This window comes from Bifidobacterium saimiriisciurei (assembly GCF_010667655.1).
GTDB classification, from domain to species: Bacteria; Actinomycetota; Actinomycetes; order Actinomycetales; family Bifidobacteriaceae; genus Galliscardovia; species Galliscardovia saimiriisciurei.
Genome location: NZ_WHZU01000010.1, coordinates 1 through 19,137, shown reverse-complemented (window position 1 = coordinate 19,137; position 19,137 = coordinate 1). Strand labels below are relative to the sequence as shown.

General features: G+C 61.0%; 16 protein-coding genes. 3 read left to right on the top strand and 13 right to left on the bottom strand.

Going from position 1 to position 19,137, the window contains the following annotated elements; genetic code table 11:
• Positions 1–98: 98 nt before the first annotated feature.
• The 3 genes from GFD18_RS07025 to GFD18_RS07015 form a co-directional block, all read right to left on the bottom strand.
• On the bottom strand, positions 99–1,241 hold the full coding sequence (locus GFD18_RS07025) for an iron-containing alcohol dehydrogenase (RefSeq protein ID WP_163200218.1): 1,143 nt from the start codon (positions 1,239–1,241) through the stop codon (positions 99–101).
• A gap of 213 nt (positions 1,242–1,454) precedes the next feature.
• A complete protein-coding gene (locus tag GFD18_RS07020) occupies positions 1,455–2,681 on the bottom strand; it encodes an aspartate aminotransferase family protein (protein ID WP_163200217.1) in 1,227 nt (408 codons plus the stop codon).
• A 273-nt stretch (positions 2,682–2,954) separates the two neighbouring features.
• The gene (locus GFD18_RS07015) at positions 2,955–3,800 is read right to left on the bottom strand and encodes an SDR family NAD(P)-dependent oxidoreductase (protein WP_163200216.1); all 846 of its coding nucleotides are present in this window, start codon (positions 3,798–3,800) and stop codon (positions 2,955–2,957) included.
• Positions 3,801–3,952: 152 nt separating this feature from the next.
• Here GFD18_RS07015 and GFD18_RS07010 point away from each other — a divergent pair, with 152 nt between their 5' ends.
• Both GFD18_RS07010 and GFD18_RS07005 read left to right on the top strand, forming a co-directional pair.
• Positions 3,953–4,225, top strand: coding sequence for an AbrB/MazE/SpoVT family DNA-binding domain-containing protein (locus GFD18_RS07010; RefSeq protein ID WP_163200215.1), 273 nt, complete (start codon positions 3,953–3,955; stop codon positions 4,223–4,225).
• Positions 4,222–4,560, top strand: a complete 339-nt coding sequence (locus GFD18_RS07005; RefSeq protein WP_204314001.1) for a type II toxin-antitoxin system PemK/MazF family toxin — start codon at positions 4,222–4,224, stop codon at positions 4,558–4,560. Before GFD18_RS07010 ends, GFD18_RS07005 begins: the two co-directional genes overlap by 4 nt.
• Positions 4,561–4,591: 31 nt before the next feature.
• On the opposite strand, the gene GFD18_RS07000 is transcribed toward GFD18_RS07005, so the two are convergent.
• The 8 genes from GFD18_RS07000 to nusA all read right to left on the bottom strand — a co-directional run bounded on the left by GFD18_RS07000 (position 4,592) and on the right by nusA (position 15,182).
• A complete protein-coding gene (locus GFD18_RS07000) occupies positions 4,592–5,311 on the bottom strand; it encodes a hypothetical protein (RefSeq protein WP_163228266.1) in 720 nt (239 codons plus the stop codon).
• Positions 5,312–5,517: 206 nt separating this feature from the next.
• Positions 5,518–6,648 (bottom strand): sensor histidine kinase, encoded by a 1,131-nt coding sequence (locus tag GFD18_RS06995; RefSeq protein ID WP_163200212.1) that lies wholly within the window; start codon positions 6,646–6,648, stop codon positions 5,518–5,520.
• A 2-nt stretch (positions 6,649–6,650) separates the two neighbouring features.
• The gene (locus tag GFD18_RS06990; RefSeq protein WP_163200211.1) at positions 6,651–7,334 is read right to left on the bottom strand and encodes a LuxR C-terminal-related transcriptional regulator; all 684 of its coding nucleotides are present in this window, start codon (positions 7,332–7,334) and stop codon (positions 6,651–6,653) included.
• A 198-nt stretch (positions 7,335–7,532) separates the two neighbouring features.
• A complete protein-coding gene (gene ribF, locus GFD18_RS06985; protein WP_163200210.1) occupies positions 7,533–8,693 on the bottom strand; it encodes a bifunctional riboflavin kinase/FMN adenylyltransferase in 1,161 nt (386 codons plus the stop codon).
• A gap of 120 nt (positions 8,694–8,813) precedes the next feature.
• Complete coding sequence (locus GFD18_RS06980) at positions 8,814–10,028, bottom strand: tRNA pseudouridine synthase B (protein ID WP_163200209.1); 1,215 nt, start codon at positions 10,026–10,028, stop codon at positions 8,814–8,816.
• 198 nt (positions 10,029–10,226) lie between these two features.
• The gene (rbfA, locus tag GFD18_RS06975; RefSeq protein WP_163200208.1) at positions 10,227–10,760 is read right to left on the bottom strand and encodes a 30S ribosome-binding factor RbfA; all 534 of its coding nucleotides are present in this window, start codon (positions 10,758–10,760) and stop codon (positions 10,227–10,229) included.
• A gap of 182 nt (positions 10,761–10,942) precedes the next feature.
• The gene (infB, locus tag GFD18_RS06970) at positions 10,943–13,858 is read right to left on the bottom strand and encodes a translation initiation factor IF-2 (protein ID WP_163200207.1); all 2,916 of its coding nucleotides are present in this window, start codon (positions 13,856–13,858) and stop codon (positions 10,943–10,945) included.
• A gap of 256 nt (positions 13,859–14,114) precedes the next feature.
• On the bottom strand, positions 14,115–15,182 hold the full coding sequence (gene nusA, locus GFD18_RS06965; protein WP_100510742.1) for a transcription termination factor NusA: 1,068 nt from the start codon (positions 15,180–15,182) through the stop codon (positions 14,115–14,117).
• 79 nt (positions 15,183–15,261) lie between these two features.
• Between nusA and GFD18_RS06960 the strand changes: the two genes are divergently transcribed.
• Positions 15,262–16,302, top strand: a complete 1,041-nt coding sequence (locus GFD18_RS06960) for a hypothetical protein (protein ID WP_163200206.1) — start codon at positions 15,262–15,264, stop codon at positions 16,300–16,302.
• Between the two features lie 169 nt (positions 16,303–16,471).
• Here the strand turns inward: GFD18_RS06960 and GFD18_RS06955 are convergent, their stop codons facing one another.
• Both GFD18_RS06955 and GFD18_RS06950 read right to left on the bottom strand, forming a co-directional pair.
• Positions 16,472–17,692 carry a zinc ribbon domain-containing protein gene (locus tag GFD18_RS06955; RefSeq protein ID WP_163200205.1) on the bottom strand — a complete coding sequence of 407 codons (1,221 nt, stop codon included), beginning with the start codon at positions 17,690–17,692 and terminating at the stop codon, positions 16,472–16,474.
• Between the two features lie 6 nt (positions 17,693–17,698).
• Positions 17,699–19,137: zinc ribbon domain-containing protein (locus GFD18_RS06950; RefSeq protein WP_163200204.1), on the bottom strand; the 1,439-nt coding region annotated here is incomplete at its 5' end.

The window sequence follows — 19,137 nt, the reverse complement described above, 5'->3', positions numbered from 1 at the left end:
CCCCCCCCCCCCCCCCCCCCCCCCCCCCCCCCCCGCTCCGGTTCCCACAACACGGCAATCACAGAGAGGCACGATTGCCGTCAATCACAGAAGAAAAATCACAGGGCTCGATAGATCGCCTCCACATCCTTCGGGGTGACGGCGCGCGGATTGACCGCGATGTTGCCGGATGCCATGGCGTCCTTGGTCATCTGCTCGACGACGGCGGGGAACGACTCGCGGTCGACGCCTGCGGCCTCCAGCGAATCGGGGATGCCGATGGATTCGAGCAGCGAGCGGATCTCGTTGATGAAGTCCTCCGGCTCGTAGTATTCGACGTCGGGGAACAGCGCCTCGTGCATGAGCTCGTACTGGCCCTTGTCGGCGAGCGCGTTGAATTCCAGCACGCTGGGCAGCAGCAGGCCATTGGCCTCGCCGTGCGCAACGTGGAAGAACGCGGAGATGGGGTGGCTCATGGCGTGCACGAGGCCGAGTCGGGTGGATTCGAAGGCGATGCCGGCCATGGTGGCGGCGACCATCATACCGCGCGCGGCCTCGGCGTCGTCGCGTCGGGCGTAGAAGCGCCTGAGGTATTTGCCGATGAGGCGCAGCGCCTCGAGCGAGTACATGCCGGAGAACGTGGAGTCCACGGTGTTGGTGAACGATTCGATGGCGTGGACCATGGCGTCGGTGCCGCAGGCGGCGGCCACGCGGGCCGGGACGGTGGCGAGCACGCCGGGGTCGAGGATGGCGTAGGCGGGCAGCAACAGCTTGGAGCCGACGGTGAGCTTGTAGTTGCGGGCCTCGTCGGTGATGACGGAGAACGAGGTGACCTCGCTGCCGGTGCCGGCGGTGGTGGGGATGGCGATGAACGGCACGATGGGACCGGGCACGGTGTTCATGCCCTCGTAGTCGCCGATCTCGCCGCCGTACTTGACGACCACGCCGACGGCCTTGGCCACGTCGAGCGAGGAGCCGCCGCCGATGGCGATGATGGAATCGCAGTCGTTGTCCTTGAACAGCTTGGCGGCCTCGTTCACACAGACGGCGGTCGGGTTGGGCTTGACGTCGGTGAACATGGCGTGCCTGATGCCGGCCTCGTCGAGCGATGCCGTGGCCTGCTTGGCGAGCGGTGCCTCGGCGAGGAACGGGTCGGCGATGATGAGCACGTTGGTCATGTTGAGCTCGGCGGCGTAGGTGCCGAGGCGGCTTACTCCGCCGTAGTCGACGATGATGTTCTGCGGTATGGAAAACTTGAGCATGGTATCCCTTCGATCTGCGGCATCGTCGCCGCGGTTTCCAGCATAGAAGAGCCGATGGAAATAATCCAGAGGGGCGTTCTCCCCTCAGTCATGCGTCGGTGTTGCCCCAAACGGAGTATGCCGACATTCATAAAATGGCTCCCCTCATGATTGAGGGGAGCCGTCGGCGAAGCCGACTGAGGGGAGTTGGCCCCAGGCCATCTCCGACGAATGTCACTCCTTGCCTGCAGCGACGGCGTTCACGGAGTCGGTGAGGATCTCGAGCGCTTCGTCGATCTGCTTCTTGGTGACGATCAGCGGCGGGATGCAGCGGATGATGCTGTCGCCGATGGCGGTGGTGAGCAGTCCGCGCTTAAGGGCGGCGTGCTTGACGTCCACGGCGTTGACGGTGCCGTCGAACTCGAAGCCGACGAGCAGGCCACGGCCGCGGGATTCCTTGATGTGCGGCAGGCTCTTGCCCTGTTCGATGAAGTATTCGCCCATCTTGGCGGCGTTCTCCGGCAGCTTGCGGCTGACGATCTCGTCGACCTCGGCGAGCGCGGCGGCGGTGCACATCGGGGAGCCGCCGAACGTGGTGCCATGGGTTCCGGGGGTCAGGGACGCGGCGATCGGGTCCTTGGTGACCATGGCGCCGATCGGGACGCCGCCGCCGAGGCCCTTGGCCATGGTGAAGATGTCGGGCTCGACGCCGTAGCCCTGCCAGGCGAACAGGGAGCCGGTGCGGCCCCAGCCGGTCTGGACCTCGTCGAAGATGAGCAGCAGGCCGTTGTCGTCGCACAGCTTGCGCAGGCCTTCGAGGAACTCCTGCGTGGCCGGGTGCACGCCGCCCTCGCCCTGCACGGGCTCGACCATGATGGCGATGGTGTTGTCGGTGATCTTGGCCTTGAAGTCCTCAAGGTTGTTGAATTCGGCGTAGGCGAAGCCGGGGGTCATCTGACCGAAGCCGTCCTGGGCGAGGGAGCCGGGCTGGCCGGTGGCGGCCAGTGCGCCGAAGGTGCGGCCGTGGAAGGAGTGCAGCGCAGAGAGAATCTCGTACTTGTGGGGGCCGAAGTGGTCGATGCCATACTTGCGGGCGAGCTTGATGGCCACCTCGTTGGCCTCGGTTCCGGAGTTCTGGTAGAAGATCTTGTCGAAGCCGGCGAGGTCGCAGACCTTCTTGGCGAGCAGCGCCTGCGGGATGGTGTACGGGTAGTTGAAGGTGTGCATGATGTCGCCCACCTGGTCGCGCACGGCGGCCACGACCTTCGGGTTGCAGTTGCCGGCGTTGTTCACGGCGATGCCGCCGTAGAAATCAAGGTAGGCGTTGCCGTCCGGATCGTAGATGTACATGCCTTCGGCGCGTTCGGCGACGAAATCGTAACGCTCGTACGTCTCGATCATGTACTTCTTCACGAGGCCCTTGAGCTCGTCCTGGGTGAGACCCGTATCCGCAAGCTTCATCTCATGCTCCTTCCGCTATGACGTGCGTTCCACGTCGATGCAGGTGTTCGTTCGATCACGCGCTTGCAGGTCGTTGAATATCGTTCGTTTGCGACGTTTAACAACCGCCTTGCTGTGCAATCTAGAACGGAGTCTAAGTTCGCCGTGTTTCCTCGCGACCGCGTTTATGTGTCCCCAAGATGACACCGAGGAGCCATTTCATCCAACCATTACATTCGTATTAGATATTTGGTCCATACTTGATTGACACCCTCTGGCGAGGGAGGAGGTACGCTACGGCCGCCCGTCCAGCCTCTGCAGCCGCAGCTGCGACCACATGAGCGTCCGCGTCGGCAGCAGCTTCGTCGCCGCGAAGATTGCCTTGGCCGGCCATCCGGGCAGCGAAAGCGCCCTCCCGTGGAACGTATCCTCGATGATGTTCCGCACCACGGCGCGCGCGTCCATGATGCCGACGAAGTTATGGAACGGCCGCTTCTCCCCCGCCTTCGGCTGCGCGCGGTCGAAGAACTCGGTGCGCACCCAGTACGGGCAGGCCGCCATCACTTTGATGCCGCGGTGGGCGAGTTCGCGCCCGAGCGCCCGCGACCAGCTGACCATGAACGCCTTCGTGGCCGCATACACGTTGATGTACGGGCATGGCAGGAATCCGCTGATTGAGCACAGGTTCATGATTCGCGCACCGGCCCGCATGTACGGCAGGCTGTGCGAGACCATAGTGACCGGCGCCTTGATGTTGAGGTCCACCATGGAGAGCTCGTCGCGCAGCGGCACGTTTTCGAAATGGTCCATCTTGCCGAAGCCGGCGCAGTTGGCGAGCATCACGATGTTCGGCCGCTTCTCGGCGAGCAGCTGTCGATACGCCTCGAGGTCGCCGGCATCGGCGAGGTCGAGCGCCAGCGGCCGCACCTTCACCGGCGCGCCGCCCGCGAGCTCGCGCAGACGCTTCTCACGCCTCGCGACCACCCATATCTCTTCGGCGTCGACGCGCCCGACCGCCGCCCAGTAGGCGATCTGCTGCACGAACTCGCGCCCCATGCCGCTCGACGCACCCGTCACCACGATGACGTTCGCACCCCGCCCCGCGTTCCCATGTCCGTTTCCGTTCACGTTTCCACCCATCTCGGCCTCCTTGCCGCCAAAACCACGAATCCACCTCCCATTATCCCCGCTTTTCACGACGGATTCCCAACGCAACGACATTGGTATATCCTTATGTATATCCGTACTTACATTGACGAATCGCTCATTGGCAACTCAATCAGGGAGGCATCATGACCAGCACGGCGGTTGTGGCTACCTGGGGCAACAGCGAGGCCATTCGCATCCCCAAGGAGATTCGCGAACAGACCGGCATCTCGGCCGGCAGCCACGTGACGTTGGACGTGGAGGACGGCAACATCGTCATCAGGCCGGTCTCCCCCAAGACCACACGCGTCAGCGACTACAACGTCCCCGATCTGCGCGATCTGTTCGCCGATTGGAGGGGAACATGGCAACCCGAGGAAGACGGCTTCGCCGGCCCTGTCGGACAGGAGGCGATGTGAACGGATTCAGACGAGGCGATGTCGTCGCCGCCGACCTCGACCCTTCGGCCGGTCACGAGCAGCGCAAACGGCGGTACCTGCTGGTCGTAAGCAACGACCGATACAACCAGTTGTGCAATCTGACGATGACCTGCCCCATCACGTCGCGCGACAACGGGTACCCGCTGCATCTGTCGGTGCATCCCATATCGACATCGCATAGCATCGAGGGATTCGTGCAGACCGAACAGCTCAAGGCATTGGATCTCAAGGCCCGCAACGCCGAGATCATCGGATATGTTCCCGACGACGAGATGAAGCACGTCATCGAATACGTCATGGCCTCCCTGATCTAGATGCATCATTCACGCGAATGAAAGCGGGATACTATCCTTGCTTCCAGAGGATGATGTCGCTGTTCTTGGGCACGATCATCGAATCGTACATGGCGTGGGTCACGTAGACCGAGACTCCGCGATCATCTCGGGTACGTACATGTTTCACTGCGCCGAGCGGGGTCAGGTCACGGACAGCGGTATCTTTCAGACTGACGATTGCCAGCTTGCTCATTCCGCGAAGCGCCGAGATATCGCTGAGGTTCGTCAGATGATCAAGACATATGATCTTCAGATTCGTGAATACCTCCAATCCCGAAAGATTCGTCAAGTGCTTCAACGCAATGCCGCATGACGGAAGTGTGTCGGGCATGTTGTATTCATTGAGCACGCCAATAACCGTGAGATCGGTCACGCTTTCCGCTTTCTTCTTGGAAAGCTGGTCCGTGGGTTTTGCCCACATTTCACTGGCCACACATTCCGCCAGAGTCCGGTCCTTGATTACGTCATAATATGTACCCAACGAATCGGTGACCGGCTTTTCGGTTTCGGTCGGAGAAGAAACGGATGGGGAACTTTCCGAAGGTGATGGATTCGTCGTCGCAGAGGTCGATGCACTGCCGCCGGACTTCGCGGCACCTGTCGATTCCCCTCCCGATGAGCATCCACCGATAAGCATCAACGACAGACACACCATCATCGAAGAAACAACCTTGATTGCACCGTAACGAGACTTCTCCATCCCGGCATCCCCATCCACGTATTCCGACATTGCAATACCGCTATCGCCTAATGTATCAGGCCCTGTATCGTTTCCTCCTCGTCGTTGAAGTGCATGGCCTACGTCGCTCACGTTATCGGAATTACTGGGACAGGCAAAATAATGCATCAACTATAGTTGACGCCTTTCGGCAGATGGCCGGCACCTTTTGGCAGGTGATTGGTGCCTTTCGGCAGCAACATATTCCGCATATTTCCTCACAGGGGAATGGAGGCGTATAACGTCCAGCTCCCGTCCTCCAGGACCTGACGAACCACGCCTCCCCTATTCGCAATGCGCTGCTTTAACGAGACAAGTCCGTGTCCCCGAGAAGCAGGAATCGCGGATTGTTCTTTTCGAATAGTGTTCGACTGCACCACGGTTATCTCGTGCAAGGAGAAGACGATGCTGAGATAATACGGTTCGCTCGGCTCGCCGTGCCGCATGATGTTTGCAAACAACTCCCTCAGCAAACCCGACAGGCATTCCTCACCTTCCGTCGAAATACGGGCAGGATCTCCCTGCACGGCAATTCTGCCGGCGAAACCGATCGACGCCAGTCGATGCTCCTCTTCCCGAAGCATCGTTCCCAACCTGTCGGACGGCCGTTGATGTGATTCTTTCAGGGAATCGGATTCGCTGAGATCCCGTTCCGACTCATCATTCAGATAGTCGATGATCTGATACAGCGAATTCATCGCCTTTACCGACGCATCCTTCATACCGGAGATTATCGTCTGCGGAGTCTTATCCATTCGCTGGGATAGAAGAATGGCATAGGAAAGCTGCCCTGATACGGCATCATGGATTTCCGCTGCGACTCTTTTTTCGCGCTGATATTGCAGCCGTTCCTGATGCAAAGCCTGCAATTCACAATTGATGGCGACTTCCCGACGGAACATTCCGCCTATGCACCACGCGAAAATGAACGAACAGGACATCATCATTGCAATGCTCGATGAGTCATCCGCAGCCTGAAAAACGTAATATTGCAGCATTCTCGCCGACACGGCAACCATCATCATCACCAGGCCGTTCTTCCAAAAACGATGATAACCGAGAAAACCCAAAGCAACCCAGACGCCCCAATACTGACTTACTCCTTCATTCAAAGGCAGCAATGAAAAGCAGCAATAGATGAAAACAACGATTTCACCGCTTTCGATTGGCCAGAAACGCATCAACGATACGGCAAATATATGCGCTAGAGAGCACACCACCGCAATAACGCAATGCGGAGGATTCATCTGCCATTCCAGTAGGGACACTACAATTACAACGGCTATCAATAACGTTATGAAATCAATATTCGATGCTCGGTCCTGCAGCCATTCTTTGAAATCATTCATCTTCATTCCCTCGCCGTCACCCACATGCCCACGGCCTCGGCGCGGTTGCGGGCGCCGAGCTTCTTCATCGCCTTGACCACATGCGTTTTGACCGTGGAGGGGGAAATGCCGAGCTTTTCCGCGATCTCGTCGGAGGTCAGGCCGTATGAGCAGAGGTCCATGACGTCGAACTCCCGTTCGGAGAAGAGCTTCTCCCTGGCCGACGTCGCCTTGCGGAGTCTCCGATACGATTCATCCACGGTCGTGAAGCGGCCGTATCGTTCGAAAAGCCCGCCATTGGCCACGGCGACAATCGCCCGCACCATCTCCATGCGGTCGAGTTTGGGAACAAGTCCCTGTGCGCCGGCTTCCGCCAGCCGCTTCGCGTATTTCGTCGGCGAATACGACGTAATGCCGAGAATCGCCATGCCCTCATGCCGGGAACGTACCGCTTCGCAGACGCGAACGCCGGAGATGTCCTCCATGCTCATATCGAGCAGCAGCACGTCCGGAACGGTCTCGACTCGATTGCACCGCATGATCGCCCTGCGGCCGCTGGCCTCGCACCAGTCTGCCACGATGCGAATCCCGTCTTCGGCGAGATCGTCGTATGTTCCACAGATCAGCTGGTCCAGCATGGCGAGCGCGCATCGGTCATTGTCCACGATCGCCACATGGATCGTCCGGCATCCCTTGTCATCATTCACGCTATCCAACCTACTCCGGCGGGATTCGTTCGTAAGAGGGAAAGGGGATTATAATCCGCATCGTCCTGCGGGGCATCAACTATAGTTGATGCCCCATTTGCATACGAAACGTCAAAGCCGCTTCCGCATGGCTGCTGCATGCGGAAGCGGCATTGACGAAGATATTGCGGGCCGTCGAAAACGGAACCCAAGCGGAATCTACTTGCAGATCTCCTTGGTCTGTTCGACGTTGCGCCTGAGTTCGGCGACGAGTTCGTCGGCGCCGTCGAAATGCACCTGCGGACGCAGGAACTTCACGAACTCCACGCGGGTGTGGTGACCGTAGAGGTCCAGCCATTCGGGCTGGCCGTCCTCGCCGAGCGGGGCGATGGCATAGGCCTCGAGCACGCGGGCCTCCGGCTCGCCGAACGTCACCTTGGTGCCGATGGAGATGGCGGAGGGGTAGCGCCTCTCCTCCCCCGTCTCGGGGTCGACGTCCACGAGCCATCCGGCATACACGCCGTCGGCCGGCATGTAGCCATGCACATCGCCGGCCACGTTGGCCGTGGGGAATCCGAGTGTACGGCCGCGCTGCTTGCCGCCGACGACCATGCCTTCGACCACGTGCGGACGGCCGAGGATCTCGGCGGCTGCGTCCACCCTGCCGCGCGACAGCAGGTAGCGCACGTACGAGGAGCTCCATGCGCGCACCAGACGGTTCGGGGTCTTCTTGCTCAGAGCCCGACGTTCCGCCTTGGTCAGGCCGGAGTCGGGGTCGTTCACCTTGTCGATGGCCTCGGCGGCCTCGTCGCTGTCGGTCAGCGGCACACGCACCTCGCCGGGGCCGCGGTCGTCGACCACGTCCACCTCGAACATGCGGGTGGCCTGGGCGATGGAGTCGATGGAGTCGACGTTACCGGCACGTCCGGCGCCCATGCGCGCGTCCTTGCCGATCACGAGATTGCGCAGGCCGATCTTGCCGACCAGCTGGCCGAGGAAATACTGGTAGGATTTGGCGCCGAATTCCAACGTGTAGCGAATCACGATGGCGTAGTCGATGCCCATCTCCTCGATGAGCTTCAGACGACGGTCGATGCCGGTCAGGGCTTCGGCGTCGGTGTAGGTCTCGTCCTTGGGCAGCTGGGCGCCGTCATGGTCCTTCGCGTACTGGCGCACGATTTCCGGACGCGGGTCGAACAGGATGACCACCGAACGGCAGCCATAGCTTTTCGCCAGGTCGACGGTGCGCTTGAGCACCGCCTGATGGCCGCGATGCACGCCGTCGAAATTACCGACGGCCACGATGGAACGCTTGTTCTGCCCGAACGGCGGCCAGGCCAGCGCGCCTTCGGTGTCGGGAACCAGTGTGGTGATCTTCATGAATGTCCTCGCTCGAATTCCTATCGTCTGTCGTCTCTGTCGTCGGACGCCGACGCTCATATATACCGATGTACTAGCTTAACGGCCCCGCCGAACGTTATTCGATTATTCGACATCCGGCTATTCGGCCGGGAACACGACGGCCGGCTTCGCCTGCCGTCTGTTGGCGGGCTGGATGATGGCGACGAGGTCGTCGCCATGGATGGCGGCGGCGAGTCCGTCGCCCCGTCGTGCGATCCACCGGCCGAAACGCAGTTCCCTCGCCTCGTCGGCGGTCACGTCGACGCAGGGCATGGTGCGTCGGGCGCTTTCCGGCATCGACAATGCGCACGACAGCAGGTAGGCGCGATGCTGCTCCCGTGTCTCGTCGGCGGGCTTGGCGGCTGCTTCGGTATTGTTTTCGTCCGGTTCGGGATAGTCGAGCGTACAGCGGTTGCGCGTGATGGTCTCGCCGTCGCGATTGGTGAACGTGCGGCTTTCTGTATGGGCGGTGACGGCGCGGAATCGTTCGGTCGTACCGAGGTCGAATTCGCCGACGCGGGTGCGGCGCAGCATGGTCAGATGGCCGCCGACGCCGAGCACATAGCCGAGGTCTCGCGCCAGGGCGCGGATGTAGGTGCCCGACGAGCAGGTGACGCGCACGGTGACGTCGATGATGGGCGTTGCGTTGTGGCCGTCGGCGCTCTCACCGGCGGCAACGGTATCGGCGGAGTCGTCATCGTCGGCATTCGTATCGGTATCTGCCGCATTCGTCACGGCGATATCGGGCGTAAGCACCGTGAATTCACTGATGGTGATGGGTCGGGCCTCAAGCTTGACGTCCTTGCCTTCGCGGGCGAGGTCGTAGGCGCGTTTGCCGTCGATCTTGATGGCGGAGAACACGGTGGGCGTCTGCTCGATGCGACCGGTGAAATGCTCGGCGATGGCCTGTTCGATACGGCTGCGATCCAACGCTTTCAACGTTTCCGAAGCGGAGCGGACGTCCGTGATATCCCCAGAGATGTGCGCATCGGGCCGGATATCTGGGGAGAACCCGCCGTGGGCGAGTTTCTCCATCCACGGGATGATGTCGCCGTCGGCGTCGTCGGTCGTGGTGAACTGACCGAGACGGATGGTGGCCTCATAGGTCTTGTCGGCGCCGACAATGTAGTTGAGCAGTCGTGTGGCGTTGCCGAAGCCGACGACGAGCACGCCTGTGGCCATGGGGTCGAGGGTGCCCGCGTGGCCGACGCGCTTCATACGCAGGCCGCTGCGGACCGCGGCCACGACATCATGGCTGGTGACGCCCTGCGGCTTGTCGACGACGAGAATGCCTGATTCGGATGATGTGGGCATGGTGCTCCTTCGGCTTCGATCTCCTGTCGGGTCGTTGTTTCAGGCCATTCGGGCCTTTTCGGGTTTTTAAGGATCCTTTCAGATCTTTCGGACCTTCTGCAAATCGCTTGCCAATGTGAAGAGCCTCCCCGACAGGAGGAGGCTCTTCATCATGAAGCCATGAACGATGGCAATGACGATACCGCCGATAACGACGGGTCAGGCCTTGAAATCGTCCGACTCGGCGTCGTAGTCGCCGGCGTCGCCGTACTCATTGATGCCGGCGTCATCGACATCGTCGATATCATCGTCGGCATTCTCTTCGGGATGCTTGTACGGGTCGGCGTCGCCGGCGTACTGGGCAGTGGCACGCACCTTGGCGAGTTCCTCGTCGCGCTTGCGGGCGGCGGTGAGGATGTCCTCGATTTCGGTGGCCTCGCCCGGCACCTCGTCGTACTTGAACTCAAGCACGGGGGTGAGTCGCAGTCCGGCCTTGCGTCCGACGAGCGAACGCAGACGGCCTTTGGCCTGGTTGAGCGCCTGGGATGCGCGCTTGCGCTGTCCCTTCTCCTTGCCTTCATCGCCGAGCTGCGTCCAGAAGATGCGGGCGATCTGCATGTCGTTGGTCACGCGCACGTCGGTGATGGTCACGCCGAACAGACGCGGATCGTGCAGTTCGGTCTCAAGGGACTGCGCGACCACGCGCTTGATGAGGCCGGCGATGCGCACGGCCCGAGGGTTGGTACCAGCCATGATATTTCCTTACGTTGTCCTACATATGCAATTGGCTCCCCTCTGGAGGGGAGCTGTCGGCTGTGCCGACTGAGGGGAGGCGCCTCATCATCAGATGATATTCGCCTTCACTCAGACCGCCTTCGGCGGCCAGCTCCCCTCAGGGAGGGGAGCCAGAGGAATCGGTCGAATCGACCAATCGACTACTTGCGTTCGACCTCGCGCATCTCGAAGGTCTCGATGATGTCGCCTTCCTGGATGTCGTTGAAGGAGCCGAGGTTGATACCGGCCTCGTAGCCTTCCTTGACCGACTGGACGTCGTCCTTGAAGCGACGCAGCGAGGAGATCTCGAGGTCGTTGACCGTGGCGACGCCGTTGCGCAGGATACGGCACTTCGTTCCGCGCTTGACCTCGCCGTCCTGCACCATGACGCCGGCGATGTTGCCGAACTTGGAGGAGCGGAAGATCTCGCGGATCTCGGAGTGGGAGGTGACGACCTCCTCGTATTCCGGCTTGAGCATGCCCTTGAGGGATGCCTCGACGTCCTCGATGGCCTTGTAGATGATCGAGTAGTACTTGATCTCCACGCCCTCACGCTCGGCGAGGTCCGCGACCTGACGGTTCGGACGCACGTTGAAGCCGATGATGACGGCCTTGTCGACCGTGGCGAGGTTGACGTCGTTCTGCGTGATGGCGCCGACGCCGCGGTGGATGACCTGGATGCCGACCTCGTCGGAGACCTCGATCTTCATCAGGGAGTCCTCGAGCGCCTCGACGGAGCCGGAGGAATCGCCCTTGATGACGATGTTGAGCATGTCGATCTCGGACTTGGCGAACTGCTCCTTGAGGCTCTCGAGCGAGACGACCTTGCGGCGCTTCGCCAGCTGGGCGGCGCGCTCGGTGGCCTGACGCTTCTCGGCGATCTGGCGGGCGGTTCGGTCGTCGGGGGCGACGAGGAAGAGGTCGCCTGCCGTCGGCACGGAGGTGAGGCCAAGCACCTGCACCGGGGTGGAGGGCGTGGCTTCCTTCATCTGCTGGCCGTTCTCGTCGAGCATGGCGCGGACGCGGCCGTACGAGGTGCCGGCCACGATGGCGTCGCCGATGTGCAGGGTGCCCTGCTGGACGAGCACGGTGGCCACGGCGCCGCGGCCCTTGTCGAGTCGGGCCTCGACGGTGGCGCCGCGGGCGTCCATGTCGGGGTTGGCGCGCAGGTCGAGCGTCGCGTCGGCGGTAAGCAGCACGGCTTCGAGGAGCTTGTCCACGTTGATGTTCTGCTTGGCGGAGATGTCGACGAACATGGTGTCGCCGCCGTACTCCTCCGGTACCAGGCCGAACTCGGTGAGCTGGCCGCGCACCTTGTCGGGGTTGGCTCCCGGCTTATCGATCTTGTTCACGGCGACCACGATCGGCACGTTGGCGGCCTGGGCGTGGTTGATGGCCTCGACCGTCTGCGGCATCACACCGTCGTCGGCGGCGACCACGAGGATCGCGACGTCGGTGAGCTCGGCACCACGGGCACGCATGGCGGTGAACGCCTCGTGGCCCGGGGTATCGAGGAAGGTGAGCTTGCGGTGCTCGCCGTTCAGGTCGATGGCGACCTGGTAGGCGCCGATGCGCTGCGTGATGCCGCCGGCCTCGCGTGCGATGACGTTGGTCTTGCGGATCGTGTCGAGCAGTCGGGTCTTACCGTGGTCGACGTGGCCCATGACGGTGACCACCGGAGGACGGGGCTTGAGATCCTCGTCGTCCTGCAGCTCCTCTTCGTCAAGGTCGATGTCGAACTGCTGGAGCAGCTCCTTGTCCTCCTCTTCGGCGGACACGATCTTGATGTTCCAGCCGATCTCCTCGCCGAGGATCTGGAAGGTGGACTCGTCCAGGGACTGCGTGGCTGTGGCCATCTCGCCCAGGTGGAAGAGCACGGTGACGAGGGAGGCGGCGTTGACGTTGATCTTCTCCGCAAGGTCGGCCAGCGTGGCGCCCTGACGAAGCTTGATGGTCTGGCCGTTACCGGTGGGGATGCGGACACCACCGATAACGGGTGCCTTCATCTCCTCGAACTCCTGCCTCCTTGCGTGCTGGCGCTTGCGAGCCCTGGAGGACTTGCCGCCCTGACGGCCGAAGGCACCGGCGGTGCCGCCGCGGCCTCCGCGACCACCCGGACGACCGCCACCGCTCTGGGGACCGTTGTTCGGACCGCCGCCCTGACCCGGACGGGGACCGCCGAAACGGCTGCCGCCGGGACGACCGCCACCGGAGGTGCCGGCGCCCTGACCCGGACGGCTGTGACCCCACTGGTTCGGCCTGCCCTGACCCGGACGACCGCCGCGACCACCCGGACGGGGACCGCCCTGACCCGGACGGCCGGGACGACCGCCACGGCCGTTGTTCACGGTCGGACGGGCCATCGGATGCGGACGCGGGATATCACCCGGCGTGGGAACGCTCATGCCCTGCTTGCGGCTGAACGGATTGTTGCCCGGACGCGGCGTGCCGGTGGCATGCGGACGGGGCGTGGCGGAGCCGTTGGCGCCACCATGGTTCTGCTGGCCCTGAGCGCCCTGACCCGGACGCGGACCACGAGGATTCTGCGGACGTGCACCCTGGCCACGGCCCTCGCCATGGTTGCGGCCGCCGCCACGACGGTCTCCCGGACGGGGAGCCGAGGGACGGGCGCCCTGAGGATGCGGACGGGCCGAACGGGACTCGCCGCCATGCTGGCGCTGACCGTCACGGGACGTCTCGCGCTCGCCGCGCTCGTTGCGGTGGAACGCGTTGCGCGGAGTGGCATGGGAGGATTCGCCGGCGGCATGGTGACCCGGCTTCGGAGCCGCAGGACGCGGACCGGGGGTCGCAGCGGAAGCCGCAGCGGCGGAGGATTCGGATACAGAAGGCTTCTTGGCAGCCGGCTTCGGCTGCGGACGACGAGACTGGGGCTTCTTGGCATCGCCCTTCTCGGTGTTGGACGGCTGGAACTCCGCCCGGAGTTTGCGCACAACCGGCGCTTCCACTGTCGACGAGGCCGACTTCACGAACTCGCCCATGTTCTTGAGCTTGTCAAGAACGGTCTTGCTATCTACGCCAAACGCCTTGGCCAATTCATATACGCGTGCTTTGGGCACCAATATCTCCTATTCCCGACCGCGCGTATACGATTCCCGTACGGACTCCCGCGCGATCACTGATCACTGATGGCAAACATGTGCTGTCTCATCGTGCGACCATGATGTGTTACCTCGTTCTTTTCCTGAAAGTGGGCATACTACACCCGCATTTTCAGACTCCGAGACAAGCATACTCATCCCCATGGATTGCATATACCAGAAAAACGCCGGAGGTGTCGCCGCATGTCCACGACGTCACCTCCGGCGTGACGAATCACTCCTCGGAACCCTGCTCGTCCTTGGAGGCCTCCGCCGCCTTCGCGGCCTCGGCGGCCTTACGGGCACGGACCTCCTCGGATTCGATGCCGATCTTCCAGCCGGTGAGCTTGGCGGCCAGACGGGCGTTCTGGCCCTCCTTGCCGATGCCCAGCGACAGCTGGTCGTCATGGATGAACGCGATGGCCGTCTTGTTCTTCTCGCTGACCACCTTCACCTCGGTGGTGTGCGCCGGCGACAGCGCGGCGGAGACGAACTGGGCCGGATCGGCCGACCAGTCGACGATATCGATCTTCTCCTGGCCGAGGTTCTCCATCACCGCACGGACACGGGAGCCGCCGGGGCCGATGAGCGCGCCCTTCGGGTTGACGCCCTGCGCGTTGGCACGCACCGCGATCTTCGTGCGGGCGCCGGCCTCGCGCGCGATCGACATGATCGACACGGCGCCGCTCGACAGCTCCGGGACCTCACGCTCGAAGAGACGACGGACCAGCTCCGGATGCGAACGAGAGACGATGACCTCCGGGCCCTTGAGGCCGCGGGAGACGTTCACCACGTACACGCGAAGGCGCTCGCCGTGGCGGTAGCGCTCGCCCGGCACCTGCTCGCGACGCGGCAGGATGGCCTCGACGTCGCCGACGGCGATGTGCACGTTGCCCGGGTCCTTGGCATCCTGCTGCACGATGCCGGTGATCAGGTTGCCCTTCTGACCCGAGAACGCGCCGAACACCTTTTCGTCGGCGGCGCGACGGAACAGCTGGGAAATGACCTGACGGGCCGTGGCGGCGGCAAGACGGCCGAAATCACGGGGGGTGTCGTCATATTCCTCACCCAGAACCGGGTGCGGGTGCGGATCCTCTTCCGTGGGCTCCTGGGGAATCTCATCCTGAGCCCACACCGTGAATGTTCCGGCGCGGGAATCGAGTTCCACGCGGGCGTGCTTCGCGGCGTGAGGGGTTTTCAAGTACGCAAGACGCAGGGCCTCAGCCAGTGCGTCATCCAGAGTCTCGGCATCTATTCCCTGCTCAGCAGCAAGTGCGTGAATGCCAGCCAAGTCCAATTCCATGCCAAAGACCTCCCATATGAAGTTATTACACGGGCACCTTGCCCGCAATGGTCTGCAACGGCTACTAGTCTAACGATTCATGCAGACACTATGCGCTCAGGGCGAATCCGACGTCAACCGTTCCACGCGACGCGCATCATTCTCGCTCCCGCTGTTCGCAGCACTGATGGCCGTCATCAGCCTGTTCGCCTTCTGCGTGCCGGCGCACGCGATTGGCCTGAGCGGCCAGGGCACCGATGACTCCGAACTGAGCCCGTGCGAGCAGGCGCTTACGTTGGCGACAAGGCACACCAGGCAGTATCAGGAGGGTCTGCCCTCTTCGATTCGTCTGCTTGCCGCCTCGGCCGCCCAGCATGACTGGCGGAACGTGGCCGCGGACTGCCAGCAGCGGTTCGCCGAAGGAACCGTACGCAGCGCACTGGCCGCGCATACCGCCACCAGTCTCGCCTCGAAGCTGCATATCAAGGACATCTCGAAGGTGACGGACTCCCCTGCGGCGCAGGTCTCCTCCGGCACCACGCTGAGCATCGACGCGAACGCGGCCGCCACGCTGAGCCTCGCCGAGGACCGCGCCGGATTCGGCTATGAGATCCTCGCCGCGAGGAACGACGCCGACGCCACACTGTATCAGCTCAGCAACCAACGCAAGACAAACGCGCAGATTCTCGCCACGGCCGTCAAGCATGAGAAGGACCCGCGGCAGAAAATCTATTCCATCAAGTCTGTCGTCAATAATCCGGCGACGAGCACCGACCCCGACACCGGACTGACCGCGGCCACGACCGCCGTCATCGAAATGAACTGCGCGGTCGAACAGCTCAATGCCATGGCCGCCGTGGATGCCGCCGACGGCGATGACGATGCCGCGTCTTCAACGAGCTCTGCAAACTCGAACTCTTCGACGGCCGGGTCCTCCACGTCTGACTCCTCCGATGGCGGCTCTTCAGCCGACGCCTCTGGGACCGATTCCTCCGCAGTCAGTTCCACGGCCACTGGCTCCTCCGCAATCAACGCCAAGGAACGCGCGTCGCTGACGACCGTGTCCTCGCTCATCAGCGCCCACATCCTGCAGGCCATCGACCTCGGCTACCCCGCCCTCGAATCCGCCCTGCTCAAATAATCCCCTCGGAATAGTGGGTCCACCCACTCGGATTCATGGGTCCATCGAATCATTCCCACCGTGAAATGATTTCCTGACCTGGTATGCCGCAGCGCAAGCAACGGGATACCCGTAATAATGTGGTTACCCGTATTGCCGAACAGCGACCGTCTTCTTCCCTCAATATCTCTCAATCCCCCATCTCGCCGTCGTCGATTACTCCGTTCTTGTTTGTATCCACCGGAATATAGGTACTGTAATCATCGGGATCGGATGCGTTCTCGATGCCAAACGGCAGATACTGCATCGTACCGTTCTCCATTTCCTGATAGACGGAACTGCACGGGGTCAATTGCCCCGAATTGCCGGCCAAGCAGTTATAGCTCTTGTACTGGTCGTATCCGACGGCATTGGAGTTTCCCTTATACTGCGCCTTCATCATCTCCGCCGGCGTGGGGGTATTGCCGGTCATATAGAAATCGCAGATGGAACGGTGATTCTCATCGAAGCACTTGACCCTATACGTATCGTCGCCAATTCGTTTGGGCGTGCTGTATTCCTTGCGGTAGGCACTGTCATCATCATCGTTGAATTCAGCGTCCCCCTCCGTCGCATACTGCCAATTCATCGAGTCATTCCATGACTCGTTATCGCCAAGTTCCCGATAAAGATCGGTCCCCGTATACCCCAGTTTCTGCGCCAAGCATCGAAGATCGACGTACTCGTTCATGCTCGTATAGACGGTTCCCGTGTTTTCCAGACGCGCGACCGGTTTCCCGGCATCGCCCGTGGTCAGCACGAAATACCCCGGACGTCCGCATGCCGCTAGATCACGCAGACCCTGATCATCGCTCTGAGAGGAAGCCTGATCCGTACTCTCCCCAGTGGAATCAGCTGATGTATCGTCGGAGTCCTTAAACCCATCAGACCCATTCCCACTGTTTGAAACCTCTGAAGATTCCTGGCTCTTATTGGGTTGTGTAGTCGACCGGGAACTTAGCACCGCGCCGACAATCACTGCGATCACAATCAGCGCAACCACGGTTATCACGATGACACGCCTGCGATGCCATTTCCGCTCCTGCTGAGCCATTCGCTGTTCCCGAGCCGCTTCGGCCGCCTGATTGGCCTGCTCATCCGAACGGTTCCACCAATGAGGTTCCTCGGCATCGGCATTACGCGTGGCGTTACGGGCTGATTCATCTACGATGCCACGTCCGTCTTTGTCTTTCTCCCCATCCGACTCGACAACAAATTCCTCGGCACCATCGGACTGCCGTTGATCCACGACTAGCGCATCGGCCGAATCGCGTGCCTCCGTCTTTTCCGCCGACGAAGCCAATTTCGCGCCACACTTCGGGCAGAAGAGCGAATCGTCCGGAATTCTGGCGCCACACTTATGACAGAACATGATTGGTCACTTCCGATAGAACACCGATTGGTCGGATATGGTTGTTTCTTCTGGATGGCCGATAACCAGATAATCACGGGAATTATCAGGAGGATTGTTTGAGTCTATGGAAAACCGCTGGAAATACTGCATATCGACTCCGGGCATCACGAAAAAGACACCTTCCTGAGAACCTTGCTCACAGCCCATTGACCCCTGACAGCCGGCGAACATAGGGAACGGTTCCGGACTTGAAGGCATGGTCTGCTTGGTTTGATACTGGAAGCCGAGTTTGACTTGGGATCGGCCGTTCGGCAATGGATTGGAAGAGGAATCCCCCGAAGCGAAACTCAGGGCTCCCGGAGTCTCATCAGAGGCAATATTGGGATCGTATGAATCATTCTTCGCGATATGAACGCATACGCCATCAGCACGGCAATAGTCCCCGGCGATTTTCGACCAGTCGCTATCGTCCACGGTCGTCTTCCACAAATCAGCGAAATCATCATCCGACGTTCGACTCTCACTCCTGCGATTATGTTCTGATCTCTCAGAGGAGGAATCACCGGAGGAATCCCCACTCGAAGCCGTATCAGAAGAACTGCCAGATACTTTCTCCTCAGTCAGAGCACACAGAAACCGGCCCATCCTCTGAATCGATGTATCCGCATCCCCAATGGTCCACATGCATCGCGCCGCAACGTTATTGGTCAGTGCACGGGGAGACACCTCGTCAAGGCTCTCGATTCCATCGGTTTTTTTATTATCCTGAGCAAATTCATCAAGCATAGCGGATAGATTCCCTTGGTATCCAAGGGCGTCTGTCATGCAGTTCATTGCTTTTTCGGTACTCTCACCATATGCACTGATGTCTCCGCTATCGAGAGATAAGCCCCAATCATAGGTAATGAGAAGCCTGTCCGATTTCGGCATGAAAAGAACAGAGTCAAGTTGAGTGGACGAGGTAAGTTCGCCGGTATAACCATATTGATGACATTCATCAACTATTTTTGCCACGTGAGGAAGCTTGCGTTTCCACTGATAATAAGGCTCTCCCTTAACCGCATAGGTATTGATACCAGCAGGAAACTCCTTAGGGAACATCTTGGGCCACAAGATGCCCGTAACGACGATAAACAGCGCCAGCAATGCCGCTACGACTATCACGATGATGCGCCTGCGATTCCACTTCTGTTTCTGCTGAGCCGACCGCCGTTCCTGAGCCGTCTCAGACTTCTGATTGGCCTGATCATCCGAACGGTTCCACCAATGCGGTTCATCATTGTCAGTATCATGCCCCGATTCATCCTTGACATCACGCCCGTTTCGTCCGCCTTCCTCATCGAGCGTGATATCGGATTCCACAGCACTGCTCTCCACTGCCGTCGCTTTCCCGCATTTGGAGCAGAACAGGGCTTCCTCATGCAATTCCGCTCCGCAGAATCGGCAGTACTTATCTTCCATAG

Coding starts and splice junctions, on each gene's coding strand:
- GFD18_RS07025 (WP_163200218.1), bottom strand. CDS start 1,241: ATGCTCAAGTTTTCCATACCGCAGAACATCATCGTCGACTACGGCGGA.
- GFD18_RS07020 (WP_163200217.1), bottom strand. CDS start 2,681: ATGAAGCTTGCGGATACGGGTCTCACCCAGGACGAGCTCAAGGGCCTC.
- GFD18_RS07015 (WP_163200216.1), bottom strand. CDS start 3,800: ATGGGTGGAAACGTGAACGGAAACGGACATGGGAACGCGGGGCGGGGT.
- GFD18_RS07010 (WP_163200215.1), top strand. CDS start 3,953: ATGACCAGCACGGCGGTTGTGGCTACCTGGGGCAACAGCGAGGCCATT.
- GFD18_RS07000 (WP_163228266.1), bottom strand. CDS start 5,311: ATGTCGGAATACGTGGATGGGGATGCCGGGATGGAGAAGTCTCGTTAC.
- GFD18_RS06995 (WP_163200212.1), bottom strand. CDS start 6,648: ATGAATGATTTCAAAGAATGGCTGCAGGACCGAGCATCGAATATTGAT.
- ribF (WP_163200210.1), bottom strand. CDS start 8,693: ATGAAGATCACCACACTGGTTCCCGACACCGAAGGCGCGCTGGCCTGG.
- GFD18_RS06980 (WP_163200209.1), bottom strand. CDS start 10,028: ATGCCCACATCATCCGAATCAGGCATTCTCGTCGTCGACAAGCCGCAG.
- rbfA (WP_163200208.1), bottom strand. CDS start 10,760: ATGGCTGGTACCAACCCTCGGGCCGTGCGCATCGCCGGCCTCATCAAG.
- nusA (WP_100510742.1), bottom strand. CDS start 15,182: ATGGAATTGGACTTGGCTGGCATTCACGCACTTGCTGCTGAGCAGGGA.
- GFD18_RS06960 (WP_163200206.1), top strand. CDS start 15,262: ATGCAGACACTATGCGCTCAGGGCGAATCCGACGTCAACCGTTCCACG.
- GFD18_RS06955 (WP_163200205.1), bottom strand. CDS start 17,692: ATGTTCTGTCATAAGTGTGGCGCCAGAATTCCGGACGATTCGCTCTTC.